10 protein-coding genes are annotated in these 13,726 nt (G+C 70.2%); 3 read left to right on the top strand and 7 right to left on the bottom strand.

Translation table 11 applies throughout. The features are described from left to right. Positions 1 to 200: 200 nt before the first annotated feature. A complete protein-coding gene (locus GA0070564_RS26905; RefSeq protein ID WP_176730860.1) occupies positions 201 to 2,078 on the top strand; it encodes a right-handed parallel beta-helix repeat-containing protein in 1,878 nt (625 codons plus the stop codon). Between the two features lie 446 nt (positions 2,079 to 2,524). Here GA0070564_RS26905 and GA0070564_RS26900 read toward each other — a convergent pair whose 3' ends face one another. After that, positions 2,525 to 2,929: a GlcG/HbpS family heme-binding protein gene (locus tag GA0070564_RS26900; RefSeq protein WP_091615253.1), complete on the bottom strand. Its 405-nt coding sequence runs from the start codon at positions 2,927 to 2,929 to the stop codon at positions 2,525 to 2,527. Between the two features lie 31 nt (positions 2,930 to 2,960). Beyond that, a complete protein-coding gene (locus tag GA0070564_RS26895) occupies positions 2,961 to 4,466 on the bottom strand; it encodes an MFS transporter (RefSeq protein WP_176730859.1) in 1,506 nt (501 codons plus the stop codon). 119 nt (positions 4,467 to 4,585) lie between these two features. On the opposite strand from GA0070564_RS26895, the gene GA0070564_RS26890 reads away from it, so the two are divergent. Then, entirely contained in the window at positions 4,586 to 5,173 is a 588-nt protein-coding gene (locus GA0070564_RS26890) for a PadR family transcriptional regulator (RefSeq protein ID WP_176730858.1), read from the top strand. A gap of 190 nt (positions 5,174 to 5,363) precedes the next feature. Here GA0070564_RS26890 and GA0070564_RS26885 read toward each other — a convergent pair whose 3' ends face one another. The 4 genes from GA0070564_RS26885 to GA0070564_RS26870 form a co-directional block, all read right to left on the bottom strand. Continuing rightward, positions 5,364 to 5,825 carry a YdeI/OmpD-associated family protein gene (locus GA0070564_RS26885; protein ID WP_141714878.1) on the bottom strand — a complete coding sequence of 154 codons (462 nt, stop codon included), beginning with the start codon at positions 5,823 to 5,825 and terminating at the stop codon, positions 5,364 to 5,366. Positions 5,826 to 6,074: 249 nt separating this feature from the next. Beyond that, the gene (locus tag GA0070564_RS26880; protein WP_091615242.1) at positions 6,075 to 7,073 is read right to left on the bottom strand and encodes a hypothetical protein; all 999 of its coding nucleotides are present in this window, start codon (positions 7,071 to 7,073) and stop codon (positions 6,075 to 6,077) included. A 414-nt stretch (positions 7,074 to 7,487) separates the two neighbouring features. Further along, positions 7,488 to 9,248 (bottom strand): RNA polymerase sigma factor, encoded by a 1,761-nt coding sequence (locus GA0070564_RS26875; protein WP_091615239.1) that lies wholly within the window; start codon positions 9,246 to 9,248, stop codon positions 7,488 to 7,490. A 470-nt stretch (positions 9,249 to 9,718) separates the two neighbouring features. Further along, positions 9,719 to 11,836 (bottom strand): alpha/beta fold hydrolase, encoded by a 2,118-nt coding sequence (locus GA0070564_RS26870; RefSeq protein ID WP_091615237.1) that lies wholly within the window; start codon positions 11,834 to 11,836, stop codon positions 9,719 to 9,721. A 241-nt stretch (positions 11,837 to 12,077) separates the two neighbouring features. Here GA0070564_RS26870 and GA0070564_RS30295 point away from each other — a divergent pair, with 241 nt between their 5' ends. Then, positions 12,078 to 12,773 (top strand): TetR/AcrR family transcriptional regulator, encoded by a 696-nt coding sequence (locus GA0070564_RS30295; RefSeq protein WP_091615234.1) that lies wholly within the window; start codon positions 12,078 to 12,080, stop codon positions 12,771 to 12,773. A gap of 152 nt (positions 12,774 to 12,925) precedes the next feature. Here GA0070564_RS30295 and GA0070564_RS26860 read toward each other — a convergent pair. After that, positions 12,926 to 13,726: Lrp/AsnC family transcriptional regulator (locus GA0070564_RS26860; protein WP_141714877.1), on the bottom strand; the 801-nt coding region annotated here is incomplete at its 5' end.

Raw genomic sequence — 13,726 nt, 5'->3', positions numbered from 1 at the left:
GCATCATCGTCGCGGCACTCACCGGGATCGCCGGCGCGGTCGCTGTAGCCGGCCCGGCACAGGCGGCCGGACCGGACTACTACGTCGACTGCGCCGCGCCCGCCGCGGGCGACGGCTCGTCGACAAGCCCGTGGAACTCGCTATCCCAGGTCAACGCCCGGACCTTCGGACCCGGCGACGCCGTGTACTTCAAACGCGGCGTGACCTGCGTCGGCGTACTGGTAGCCAAGGGATCGGGCAACGCCGTGGCCCCGATCGTCCTGGGTGCCTACGGTGCCGGCACACAACGTCCGGTGATCAACGGCAATGGCGCAGACACCGCTGTCTACCTCAAGGACGTCAGTTACTGGAAGGTGACTGATCTGCGGGTGACCAACCCGAGCAGCACCCGTGCGCAGCGCAACGGCGTAAAGGTCGAGTCCTCGTCCACGGCGGCGAAGGCGGGCATCGAGATCACCGGGCTGGAGGTCGACAACGTCGCCGGCTGGGGCGACAAGACCGGCACGAACGCCGGCTGGTTCATCCTGTCCTCCGGCATCATGGTGTATTCGGCGTCGACAGCCGGCCCGATCAGCGGACTGAAGATCACGAACAACTATGTGCACGACACCGGTGGGGGCGGGATCAAGATCTCCAACAAGCCCAGCCAGTACCACACCGGCGTGTTGATCGCGGGGAACTCGATCATCAGCGTCGGCGGGGACGGCATCGTCGTGCACGGCTCGGACGCGCCGCTCGTGGAGCGGAACCGGTTCGACAACGGCGGTGGCGGCGCCTACCCGTTCGTGGCGGGGAACTTCGCGGGGATGTGGGCGATCAACTCCCGCGATCCGTTGTTCCAGTTCAACGAGGTGACCCGACAGTACCCGTCCAACTTCGACTCGACCGCGTGGGACTGCGATGGCGGGATCGTCGGCACCTGCACCTACCAGTACAACTTCTCGCACAACAACGGCGGTGGCTTCTTCCTCGGCTGTCAGGGTTGCACCAGCTACCCGAATTACGCGGCCAAGCAGATCATCCGGTTCAACATCTCCCAGGACGACTGCCGGATCGCGGCGAACCTGGAGAATTCGTCGCCGACCGAGATCTACAACAACACCTTCTACTGCATGAGCCGACCGCTGGACCTGAAACTCCCGACCGGGACCAGTGCCAACACCAAGGTCGCCAACAACATATTCGTCGCGGCACAGGGCTCACTGCCGACGGGCACCAACCTGACGTACCAGAAGAACCTGTACTGGGGCGGGGTCACCCCACCTGCCGGGGAGACCGGCGCCGTGCAGGGAGACCCGAAGCTCAGCTTCCCCGGAGGCACCTCGACGGGCTTCAACTCCGCCAACGGCTACCGGCTGTCCACCGGCTCGCCGGCCCTGGGTGCCGGCAACGTGCTGTCGGGCCTTGGCGCCAGGGACTACTTCGGTACCCCGGTCCCGAACGCCGCTGGCAATGTCAACATCGGCGCCGACAACGGGTCCGGTGTCCCGCCGAAGACCTTCTCCTCGCTCGGCGAGGCATTCAACAACGTCGGGATCAGCAGGGACGACAACCCCCGACTGGGCGGCTATACGCTGTCGGGGCGTAGCTACTCGGGAGAGGCGTTGGAACTTGCCGGGTTCCGATACGGCACTGTCAACAGCAACGGAACCAGCTTCGGGTGGCCGCAGCGTTACTACGGCTTCCCGGACAACGTGAAGGCGGCCGGGCAGACCATCTCGGTCAGCCGCTCCGGTAGCAGGCTGGCCTTCATCGGCTCGGGTACGTACGGCACCCAGAGCGGCACCGGCACCGTCAGGTACACCGACGGCACCTCAGCGAACTTCACCCTGACGTTCGCCGACTGGCTCTCGACCTCCGCGGCCCCCGGGACGTCCCTGGCTGCGGCGATGACGTACCACCACAAGCCGCCGTCCACGTACAACAACCCGAGCACGGGTCGGGACGAGGCGGACGTCAACCTCTGGTACGCCGCCGTGCCGCTGAACTCGGCGAAGACGGTGGCGTCGGTGACGCTGCCGAGCGGCAGCCCGTTGGCCGGTGGTGGACTGCACATCTTCGCGATGACCGTGGCCTGAAGGACCACGTGGAGCCCGCTCGGACATCGGTGCTGTCACCAGAACCTGTCCGTCGATGGCTCATCGTCCCTGCCCATGCGGTTGGAGCGGAACAGAACCTGAGGGACGATGCTCCGGAACCCCGGGGGCGCCCACGTCGAGGGAGAAACGTCGTACCTCTCGATCGACGTTGCCGGCTGTAGGGGTTGGCCTGACTGCTGTGCCGTACGGAGCCGCGTCGGTGAGCCACCGGCGCGGCTCCACACCTGAATCGGTCTTCAGCCTCGGGGCTGACCCAGGCCCAGAAGCTGAAGATCAAGTCATGGACTGGCTGCCGGCGCGGCCGGTGACAGCCCGGCTCCCGGTCCGGTGGGCGACACGACCACCCCGGCCGGCGGTTCATGACCAGGCGGCCTCGGCCGGTGCCGCCGAGGCGCCGGCCGAGACCGCTTGGTTCTCCGACTCGTCTATGTGGCCGCCAGCCGGGTGTGCGCAGCGGTCGCAACGGCTGCGTCATTGGCCGGATCGACGCTGCCGCCTACGCCGATGGCGCCGGCGATGGTGCCGTGGTGGCGTAGGAGCAGCCCGCCGGGGAAGACCGCGAGCGGCCAGGGAACGCCAGCGGCGAGGGCGGGGATCACGGGTGCGGTGGGCGGGAGTGCTCCGGTGTCGCCTCCGAGCCAGACGGCGGTTCGTGCCTTGCTCAGGGCGCTGTCGGCCGCGCCGACAGTGGCGCCGGGCTGCCGCACGTGCAGCAGGACGTGTCCTCCGTCGTCGACGAAACAGATGCTGAAGGTGCCGCCACGCTGGTCGGCGGCGGTCAGCGCCTCGTCGAGGGCGGTCAAGAGTTGGTCTGTGGTGTACGGGGTCATCTGGTCCTCCTGAAGATGGGGAAGGGGCTGGTCACGCGATCGCGTGAGCGGGGCTCGCGTCGGGTATGGGATGCCGCCGTCGCGTCAGCAGGGCTGCGCTGGCGGTGGCGGTCAGCAGCAGCAGGGCGGCGTTGACGATGAAGGTGACGTGGATCGCGGCGGTGAACGCATGGCCGACGGCTATGCCCTGCGGCCCGGTGGCGCGGGCCGCCGTGGCACCGGCATGGGCGAGGCGGCCGGCATTCTCGGGGCTCATCGTGGCGCGCAGTCCAGTGGCAGTCCGAGCGGTGACCGCGGTGGTCAGGGCTGCGATGCCTATCGTGCCGCCAAGCTGCCGGGCGACGTTGTTGACGGCGCTCGCGGCGCCGCTCAGTTCCGGGGGTGCCGCCGCGAGTACCGCGCCGATGAGAGGACTGAGGGTGAGGCCGAAGCCGGCCCCCAGGAGTGCGAGGTCCCACCAGAGCCTCGAGTACGCGGTGTCCGGTTGCAGCCGGAGCAACGTCAGCAGGGCCGCGCCACCGATCGCGCACCCCAGCGCAACGGGCATGCGGTAGCCGAAACGAGCCGCGAGGCGGCCGGCGACGGGGGCTGTCACGGCCATCGCCACCGTGGTGGGCAGCGTTCGCAGCCCACTGGCCAGCGGGTCGAGACCCTGCACGTCCTGGAAGAACTGGGCCAGGAAGAAGGTATGGCTGGTGAGCACGAATCCGACCGTGAAGGCGGCAGCGGTGGCGGTGTCGAAGAGCCGGTCACGGAACAGCCGCAACGGCAGCATCGGGTACCGCGCGCGGGACTGGCGGATCAGGAAGGCCGGCAGCAGCACGATCCCGGCGGTCAGACAGCCGAGAACACGCAGGTCGCTCCATCCGCGGCTGCCGGCGTAGCTCAGCCCGAACACCAGCGGCGCCAGTGCGCCCACACTCAGGATCAGGCCGGCGATGTCGAGTCGGGCGGCAGTACGGGCTGGACCGTCACGCAGAGCCCGGGCGCCGATGATCAGGGTGATGACGCCGATCGGCACGTTGACGGCGAAGACGACTCGCCAGTTCGACGTGGCGGTGAGCAGTAGGCCGCCGATCACCGGACCGGCGGGCAGCGCGGCCCCGGTGAAGGCCGACCACACGCCCAACGCCCGCACCCGCTGGCGCTCGTTCGGATACGCGGCCGCCACCAGGGCGAGGCTGGCCGGGCCGAGGGCCGCCCCGCCCACTCCCTGCACCGCTCTACCGGTCACCAGCAGGGGCAGTCCGTTGGCAAGTGCACAGAGCGCGGAGCCCAGCGTGAACACGGCGAGCCCGACGAGGAACACCTGACGTCGGCCGTAGCGGTCGCCGAGCGTGCCCGCCGGTAGCAGCATGGCCGCGAAGGGGAGCGCGTACCCGGTCACGACCCAGCCCAGCGCGCCGAGCCCCGCACCGATGTCGCGCTGCACCGACGGCAGCGTGACCGTCACGATCGTGGTGTCGAGCAGCACCATGAAGAACGCCGATCCAGTGATCAGGAGCGTCGCTCGCCGGCCCGGTTGTCCACCGATCATCGCTATACCTCCTAATACTAGTCCTGCCAGGACTAGTGTCGAGGTGGATAGTACGGTGAGCAGCGGCCGTGCAGCAAGCGAGACGAGGTGAACGGGTGGCATCGTCAGAACGAGGCATCGTGGGTTGGCTCGCCCTCGGTCTACTTCTGGACGGACCCGCCAGCGGGTACGACCTGTGGCACCGCGCGGAGCGGTCGGTGGCGCACTTCTGGCCGGTGACCAGATCCGCGCTGTACGCCGAGCTTCCTCGGCTGGAGCAGCGCGGTCTCGCCAGCTCGGCCGAGGTGCCCCAGCGGAACTACCCGGACAAGCGCATCTATGAGGTCACCGACGCAGGACGAGCCGCATTCGTCGACTGGCTCACCGGCGTCGAGCTGGCCGAGCGGCCCCGGCACCCACAGCAACTTCTGCTCTTCTTCGCCGCTCACGCACCGGCCGCGCACACCCAGCGGCTACTGGCCGGCTGGCGCCGGCAGGCGGAGCAGGTGCGGGAGAACTGCCGGCAGATCCTGCTCGCCAAGGGTGTCTGCCCCGATGGGCGGCAGGTACCGGTGCCCGCCGACCCGCGACTGCTCACCGCCCTGTTCGGGATGCGTCGGTCAGAGGCCGATCTGGCCTTCCTGGACGAGATCGCCGACAGCTTCGGCGCCGCCGCGGAGGCCCGTCCGCCAACGGCCGGCAGCCGCGAACAGGCGTCGAAGCCCTGATCTCTGCATCTTGAGCGTGCCGGCATGCCCACCTGGAGGACAGCGCTGATCATTAGGTGGACGTCGCTGCCGCGCCGGCGGACGGCGGGGGAGCGGTGCGAGACGTCGAGAGACGTTTCCGCTGCTGGACCCGGAGGTGCCCAGGTCACCACAGCGGGCAGTCTGATCTCCGGGATTCGCCCCTGGTTGCTCAGCCGGACTGCCGATTCAGGGCGGAAATGATCTCCGTGATCCGTCGCGCTCGGGTTTCTGCCCTCCTGGCCTGGTTCACGGTGGACAACCACCGCCGCCGGGCAGGTGGGGAGAGACTCTCCCAGCGCTCCGTCACGCCGGCATCGGCCAGGGTGGTCTCGAGGTCTTCGGGGAGATCAACGACATCGGGATCCGTTGGTCCGAGGACACACTCGAGATGTTCTCCGGGCTCGGCCCCCAGCTGCCGCAGCAGTGATTCACCAGCCCACAGGAACCATCCGTCGATGACCGGCGCGCGATTGAGCGCCAGGTTGACCGGTACACCGTCGATGGTGCCGGCCACCCGTCGGGTGTGTTCCTGACGTGCGTTGTCGGCCAGCGCGTCGGGCACCCGGATGACGCGGTAACGATTACGGCCCCACGGCAGAGTATCCACCTGGCCGATGAAGCGATGTTTCATTTCGGCCTCGCACAGCCTGTCGGAGGGCACGGGTCCAGTAGTTCATCCGCGTCGGCGATTCTACCGCCGTGGGTGACCCAGGAGTCGGCACGAGGAACCATCCGGCGGCGTGGGCGTCATGGTCGGCGACGCCTCAATTCGTCTCGGGCCGGACCATCCCACCCCCGGTACGGCGACAGCACCGATTCCACTGACCGCCCTCTCGACACTGCGGTCACGGCTAGCGACGCCAGATTCGCGGCCCCTGGATCAGTCGCGGATGGGGGGTGCGGCGGGTGCGCGCCGGATGCCACCACCGCCGACGGTGCGCGGTGAGTTGTTGTCGACCACCTGGATGACCCTGAGCATCTGGTTGAAGGCGTCCTGTATCGGCCGGTACTGGGAGATGTCCCGGCCGTAGTGGCGCCGGAACTCCGTCTTGGCGGACATCTCGACGCAGAGGGTGTTGTAGTCCCAGCCGGTGGTGTCGGCGACGTAGGCGCCGTAGTCCTGCAGGGCGTGGAAGATCTTCAAGGCCACCGGGTCGGTGATCTTCAGCTGTTCGGGGGTGACGTCCGGTTTGATGGCCAGCAGGGACCCCATCCGCAGAGCCTTGTCGCGTCCCTTGTAGTCGGTGGCGGCCACCGAGTCGGCGAGGCTGGCCGGCCAGCGGAAGCCACCGGTCGCCGCGTCGTGGAAGAGCCAGTTGCCCCAGAGGTCGACCTTCAGGGCGTGCCGGATCGGGGCGGCGCCGGTCAGCTCGCCCTCGCGGACGCTGCCGCCGATGCTGGAGAGCCCGGAGCCGAGGTGGCCACCGTTGATGCCGTCGCCGTAGATGTCCTGCTCGGCCACCCGGTAGCCGTAGAGCGGGTCGGCGGGACGGCAGCGGGCGGTGATGCTGAACTGGTGCAGGGTGCGCCCGTCGGGGTCGAGGAACGCCGAGGCGTTGTTCGGGGTCGAGTACGGGGTGGTCGTGGCGTCCGGGATGACCAGGCTCTTCGGTACGTGGACGGGTCGGCCCAGCTCCGGGTGCCACTGTGCCTGCTGTTGCGGAATGTTCTTGCTGCAACGCCCCTTGAAGAACGAGGCGTACATGTAGGTGGGCACCTCGGGATCGCGGGCCGAGGTGGCCACGAACCAGTCCTCGTCGGTGCCGAGCCCCTTGGAGCCGATCCGCACCGGCACGTAGCGGGCGCCGGAGCCCAGGGGCGTGTTCCAGATGCTGTCGCGGGCGAAGGGCCAGCGCAGCTTCGAGCGGCTGGCGGGCACGGGCGGGTAGGCCGCCCGGGCTGCGGGCGTCGCGCCGGTGGGGCTCGCGCTCGTCGTGGGAGCCGCGCCCAAGCCACTCGTACCAGCGGGGGCGCGTGACGGCCCGCGGCCGGAAGTGGCCGGCGGCCTCGCGGTCGGCACTCGCGGCGTCGAGACGGCCGGACCTGCCGGGCCGTCGGCGTACCCGCCGGGTGGTGTCTGCGGCGATTCTCCGCAGGCGGTGACCGCCACCAGAGTGAGCCCGGCCAAGCAGGCGGCGTACGCGCGCGCAGTGATCGTCATTCTCTTCCCTCCTGAAGCGAGACCGATGCTACGGACGTCGGCGGTCATGCACCCTGGACCGATGGCTGACTCACATCGCCGTCAAAATCGGTAACGGGATGCCCGCCCGCGCGTCAGGGGTTCGCCCTCACCTCAGGAGAACGGCGGACGGGCTGCGCGCAGGGCATCGGGTCGCAGGGTGGACATGCTGAAGTTGCTCCACCCGCTGGTGACCCGCTTGAACCGCCCGTGCCCGAGGGCGCGCAGCGCACCGTCACTGATGACGGTGTCGGCGTCCCGCCAGTAGCTGCCGCCCATGCTGAGCAGGAGGCAGGCCCGGTCGCGCTCATCGGGCCCCCGCGGGTCGTCGAGGATCAGGCGGGCCTGCACCGTCGTCACCACTCCGGCCTCGTCGCCGGGATCGATAGGTGCTCGCCGTGGCGGCCAGATCATCACGTTGCGGCCGTCGCCGGGGCGCACCGATCGGGTGCCGCCCGGCTCGGTGCGGATCCGTTCGCCGGTCCCGCCGCCGGAGAAGTCCTCCGGATACGAGCTACCCGAAGGGCTGTCGGTGCGTTGGGCGATCCGCCACCGTCCGGTCCGGGCGCTGCGAACCCAGGTGCGGACCCCCCGGACCTGCACCCGTACGTTGCGCGCGGCGCTGCCGCTGGCGCATTCGTACACCATTGCTTCCGCCTGCACCGCCTGGAAGCGGTCCGGGTTGCCGTTGCCCCAGACGGCCCCCCGCGCCCAGTCCCACGCGGTCGGCACGCCGTGTGGGGCAGCGTCCTGTCGACGCGTCATGTCGTCGACCACCTGAGCGACAGTCAGGCCGGTCTCCGCCCGAACGGTCGGGGACGGCGCGGCGGTCCCGCGCGGCGAGGGCGAAGCGGTTGGCGGCGCGACGGACGCGGTCGGCGCGATCGCAGCCGGGGGCGCGGGTGCAGCCGCCGGGGTGCCCGAGCCGCGGGTGCCGACCAGGACGGCGGCGGCGGCGATAATCCCGACCGACGCCGTTGCTGTGGCAGCCTTCACCGGCCATGTCCAGGCGGTGATGCGATCAGCCCAGGACGCGGCTCCGGCGGGTGCGCTGGCCGCTGACCACGTGCCGGCGGCCGTCGCGGCGCTGCCGGACGACCCGACCAGTCGGGTCACCGCCCAGACCAGGGCGGCCGGCACCGTTGCCGACGAGGCTCGCACCAGCAGCAACTCGGTTGGTAGGAGATCACCGGCAACGGGTGCGCAGACCTTACAGTCGCGCAGGTGCCGGCCGAACCGCTTGCGGGCGGCGGGGCTCGGCCTGCCATCCCAGCCGCGCCGCAGCGACCGGAGTCGCGAACAGTATTCCGACTGTCGACGCAGCATACGCACGACCTCACGAGCCAGGTCCAGCTGCCGGCGCATCCGCAGAATATCGACCCGTACCGCGCTCGGGGTGCCGCCGGCGGCGCGCACCACGTCGGCCCGTTGCATCAGGCCGGTCAGCTCCAGGCCCCACAGCGGCAGCAGCTCGCGGTGCCGCAGGTCCAGCCAGGCCACCGCGCCCACCAGGTCCCTGCCCTGCTGGTCGGCGTCCGCGCGGGCGATCGCCTGCTCGTCGGTCGGCTGGCCCTGCCGCGGCAGCCGCAGCCCGCCCGGGTCGACCGGAGGTGGCCGGCGCAGGCGATCACGCACCAGATTGACCGCGATGCCGATCAGCCAGGGCTCGACCCGCTGGGGGTCACGCAGGCTGGGTAGGCCACGCAGACAGCGCAGAAACACCTCCTGCACCACGTCGTCCACCTCGTCCGCAGGCAGCGCGCCCCGGACGTAGCCGTAGATCGTGGGCAGATACCGCTCCACCAGCCACTGCCGGGCGTCGACATTCCAGTGGGCACCGGCGTGGCCGGTGGAGTCGGCACGGAGAGCCGTCATGTCGAGACCTTCCAGGGCGGGACCCGAGCGCGAAACTCGACCCGGGATCCGGGGACGGCACAGTGCTGTTGCGACGGCGCCGAGCCGCCTCGGTGGACGACATCACCGAAGCGACCACGCACGTCCGGGCACCGCGCAGTCGGTAGACCATACCGCCGCCGGTCCAGGAATCTGTGACTTCGTCCCCCGAGGAGGACAAGATGCCGAGATACTCACATCCGGCTCGAATCTGGTAACGCAGCGGGCCCCGGCGCGTCAGGCATCCCGGAGAAGGACAGGAGGACCGAGCGGCCGACGGCAGACCCTGCCGGTGACCCGAGCGAAGAGGATTGGACGATCGCTCACGGGGTGGAATCCACTCGTGAGGTTCTCGTTGAGCCCCCGCCAGTGGTCTAGCGGCCTTCCGTTTGAATCCGTTTGGATGAAGATGCGGTCGGACCCCTGACCCCGGACCCCGGACCGCGCCGCTGTCAGGCTGGCGGGATGTTGTGGTTCACCCGGAAGAGGTTGCGCGGGTCGAACCTCCGCTTGACCGCGACCAGCCGCTCGTAGGACTCCGGCCGGTATCCCGTCCGCACGCCCTCCGGAGCGGCGTCCACCGCAGAGAAGAAGTTGACGAACCGCCGTCCGGTGCTCCACGGTCCGAGGTCGGCGATCAGCCGGGTCAGGTACTCACCTGCCGCCTCGGCCTGGTCCGGACCGCCGATCGCGACCCCGTAGAGGAGGTAGGCGGAGCCCCGGGTGTCGACGGCGTTCGCCGGCTCGGGCCGGCGGTCCAGCGCGCCACCGAGGTGCCGGATCTCGAGCATGGCGAGCGGACTCTGCGAGGCCGGTCCGGCAAGCTCAATGATCGTGTCGGCCAGGGCCGGCGTGAACTCCCGCAGCAGGGTAGAGCGGTCGGAGAACGGGATCGGCATCGGCGGGTCGTTGTGGACCGAGCCGATGGCGGCGTAGGGCATCTCGGTCACCGAGTCGATCAGCGCCGGCCCGATCGCCCGCAGCGGCTCGACCAGTCGGGCACCCTCCTGGGCCGATCCTACGTACGCCATCCGGACGTGCACCACGAACCGGCCACGCAGCGGCTCCGGGACGTCCGGGGCGGGCGGCAGTTGCAGCAACGCCACCGACGAGGTCATCTCGTCTGGGAGGCCGACGGTCCAGGAGCTCCACGTGCGGAGCACCTCGGCGGTGAACTCCCCCGGGAAGAAGAGACCGCCGCCGTAGATCCGGGCGACCGGGAACAGACCGAACTCCAACGCGGTGACGACGCCGAAGTTTCCCTTGCCCCCGCGCAGCGCCCAGAACAGCTCCGGCTCGCTCTCCGCGGTCACCCGACGCAGCTCGCCGTCCGCGGTCACCAGTTCGATCGCGCGTACGTGGTCGGCGGCGTAGCCGAAGGTACGACCGATCGGGCTCAGTCCGCCGCCGAGGGTGTAGCTGACCGCGCCGACGGTGGGCGCCGACCCGTTCAACGGCGCCAGGCCGTGCTTCGCCGCTTCGTCGATGACCTGCTGCCAGCGCACACCGGCCCCGATCCGGGCGGTACGCCGTTCGGCGTCGATGCTCACCGCGTTCATCCGGCGCGTGGTGATCAGCACCGCTCCGGCCGAAGGAAGCGCGGAGTGGCCGGTGGCGAGTACCGCCACCGGCAGGTCGTGGGCCGCCGCGAAGCGGACCGCCGCCTGAACGTCCGCGGGGTTTGTGGCGCCGACCACCAGAGCCGGCCGGTGCGGTACGGCGAGGTTGTAACCGGCACACTCGGCGGCGTACCCCTCGTCCGCGGGGCGCAGGACCGGCCCGGTGGCGACCGCGGCGAGTTCGGCGACGGCCCCGGCGGTGATCGGGGTGGGCTCCCGCGAACCGGCTGTGGCGGTGCGGGCGTCCTGCGCGATCGTCACGAGCAGGCTGGCGAGCTCACCGGCCATCGAGAGCATGGGTGAGTGGTGGCTGTCAAGGCGGTGGACCGCCTGTGCCCGCGTGGCCAACTGCTCCTGCACCGCGGCGGGAAGCGCCTGGTCCCGCTCGGTGACGATGTAGCTGGACGGGATGGATCGCCAACCCGCCTCGGTGACCACCTCGTGGAACGAGCGCAGGCTCTGCGGCACGAGTCGGGCCGCGGCCTCCTCGGCCTCGGCCGCTTCCACTCCACCGTAGAAGTAGGGGAGCGGGATGCGGCCGATGGAGGGATCGACGACGGGCAGGACGCCTTCCACCGACTCCGGAACGGGAACGCCGTGGTACGGCAGCAACGCCTCCCCGACGTCGAGCTGGTAGGCCGCCAGGTAGACGATGTGCGCGACGTTGCCGGCGCCGCCGGTTGCCTGGGTGACAGGTACGCCGCCGTAGGAGTGCGCGACCACCACGACCGGACCGTCGATGCTGTCCAGTGCCGCGCGGATCACCCGGGCGTCGTCGTACATGCCGGGGGTCGGCTCGGTCGGGGCGTCCGGCGTCAGCGCGCTGGGCAGATCGACCGTCCGGGTAGCCCATCCTCGTGCGGTGAGTTCCCGCTCCAGCTTCCCCCAGGTCCACGAGCCGTGCCAGGCGCCGTGCACGAACAGGAGCGTCGGTCGCTTCGTACTGGTCAAGGTCAGATCTCCACTTCAACCGGGCGGATCCGGTGCCACACCGATGGTTCGGACATAGTGTCGGACAGTGTGTCCGGCTCGCCTAGAGTACACGGGGGATCTCGGTGTCCAGAGCCGTCGGCGCAGGTGAAGGCGCCCGCCGTAAGGCGCTCCTCGCCCGGAAACCGACACGGGGCGGAATACGACCCCGGATCTCTGCGCCTACCAGGCGACATTCCGGCGCCCCTCCTAGGATCCGACCATGCCCTCTGTCACCCGGCGACGACCTCACGACCCCGACCGGCGTTCCGCGGTGGAATCTCAGGTGCTCGCCGCCACCACGCGCCTGCTTCAAGAGGGGCACCGGTTCACCGACCTGGGCGTGCAACGGATCGCCGCAGAGGCGGGGGTCGCCCGCTCGACCTTCTACGTGCACTTCCGCGACAAGACCGAACTGCTCGTACGCCTCGCCGGAACCATGCAGGAGACCTCGCTCGACCGGGTCCAGGGGTGGGACCCCGTGGCGGACGGCCTCGACGGCCTCACCCAGGCGTTCACCGACGTGATCGGGACCTACCGGGCCTACGCACCCGTACTCGCGGCGATCAGCGAGGTCGCGGCGTACGACGAGGTGGTGCGGGAATTCTGGGCGTCCGCGCTCGACGCGTTCGTCGTACACACCGCAGGTCTGATCCGGGCCGAACGGGACGCCGGTCGCATCCCGGCCGACGTCGACCCGGACCCCGCGAGCCGACTGGTCGTCCTCGGTGGTGACCGGTTCCTCGCCCACCACGTCAGCCTCGGCCCGTCCGACCCCGTCTCCGACGCGGCCGCGGCACGGGAACTGGCGGCGACCTGGTGGTACGGCGCCTTCCGCCGGCCGACCCGGACCCCGACCCCGCCCCCGCCCCCGCCCCCGCCCAGCATTCCGGACGTCGGCGCCGACTCAGCGGACTGACCCGCGCATCGGCTACCGGGCGAGCAAGCGCCTGCTCGGCACCGACGACACGGTCGCGCGCGCACCTGAGGCCGCTGGCGCTTCTCGCGCGGCGACGCCGGGCCCCAGGGTGGTCACGCACCGCGTCGGCTCGGATGCCCGGTGTCCCCTCCTCACCCAACGGGTGCACGCGCCGAGCGTGGGATCACGCTGCCAATCGGTTGGCCAGGGCGTTTGATCGCTCGTCCGACCAACACGGTCTCGACGTCGGTCACGCCGAGGGCCGCGAGTTCCCCGGTGATGAACCGGTGGAGCCCTTCGAGGTTCGGCAGCCAGACCGCCACGTGCAGGTTGGCGCGGCCAGTGGTGCTCAGGACCCCGTGCACGGCTGGGTGGGCGGCCAGGGCTGCACCGACCCGGTGCAGTTCCGCCGGAGGCAGCCGCAGGTAGAGGTTCGCGTCGACCAGCAGTCCGAGCCGGTGCGGATCGACGTAGGTCTGCGTGACCGGTGGCAGCGCCGTCAGCCTGCGCCGCACGGTTGACTCCGGCCGGCCGAGCTTCGCTGCCAGGGCCGCGGCGGACTGCCGCGCGTCCGGGGCCAACGTGGCCAGAATTTCCCGGTCCAGGCCGTCAGGAGCGTGGGACCGTACGGGTGCCGTCAACTCTCGGCGCTCGGCGGCGCTGAGCGCATCCAGTCTCCACGCGGAGGCGTCCGCGTACACGTGCATCGCGGTCTGCGCCTCGACCGAGGTCACGGCACGGGTGGCGGGTAGTTGCCGGAAGATCAGTCTGTTCCGCGGGTCCTTGCCGCTGGCGAGCACCGCCAGGATCTCGTCTCCGCCGGCGGTCAAGTCGATGAACGGTATGTCGTCTCGCTCGGCGAGTGCCTTGGTGACCGCATCCAGGGAGCCGCGCAGTACGCGGATCCGCAGCAGCATCACCGCCTCGTACGGGTCGAGCTGCGGTGCGATGAC

This window comes from Micromonospora mirobrigensis (genome assembly GCF_900091555.1).
GTDB lineage: Bacteria > Actinomycetota > Actinomycetes > Mycobacteriales > Micromonosporaceae > Micromonospora > Micromonospora mirobrigensis.
Note: the sequence above shows the minus strand (reverse complement) of the source record. Positions and strands in the feature narration are given on the sequence as shown.

What these genes read in the sequence shown, in the direction of transcription:
- GA0070564_RS26900 (WP_091615253.1), bottom strand. Translation starts at nt 2,929, where the DNA reads ATGACCCCGTACACCACAGACCAACTCTTGACCGCCCTCGACGAGGCG.
- GA0070564_RS26895 (WP_176730859.1), bottom strand. Translation starts at nt 4,466, where the DNA reads ATGATCGGTGGACAACCGGGCCGGCGAGCGACGCTCCTGATCACTGGA.
- GA0070564_RS26885 (WP_141714878.1), bottom strand. Translation starts at nt 5,825, where the DNA reads ATGAAACATCGCTTCATCGGCCAGGTGGATACTCTGCCGTGGGGCCGT.
- GA0070564_RS26875 (WP_091615239.1), bottom strand. Translation starts at nt 9,248, where the DNA reads ATGACGGCTCTCCGTGCCGACTCCACCGGCCACGCCGGTGCCCACTGG.
- GA0070564_RS30295 (WP_091615234.1), top strand. Translation starts at nt 12,078, where the DNA reads ATGCCCTCTGTCACCCGGCGACGACCTCACGACCCCGACCGGCGTTCC.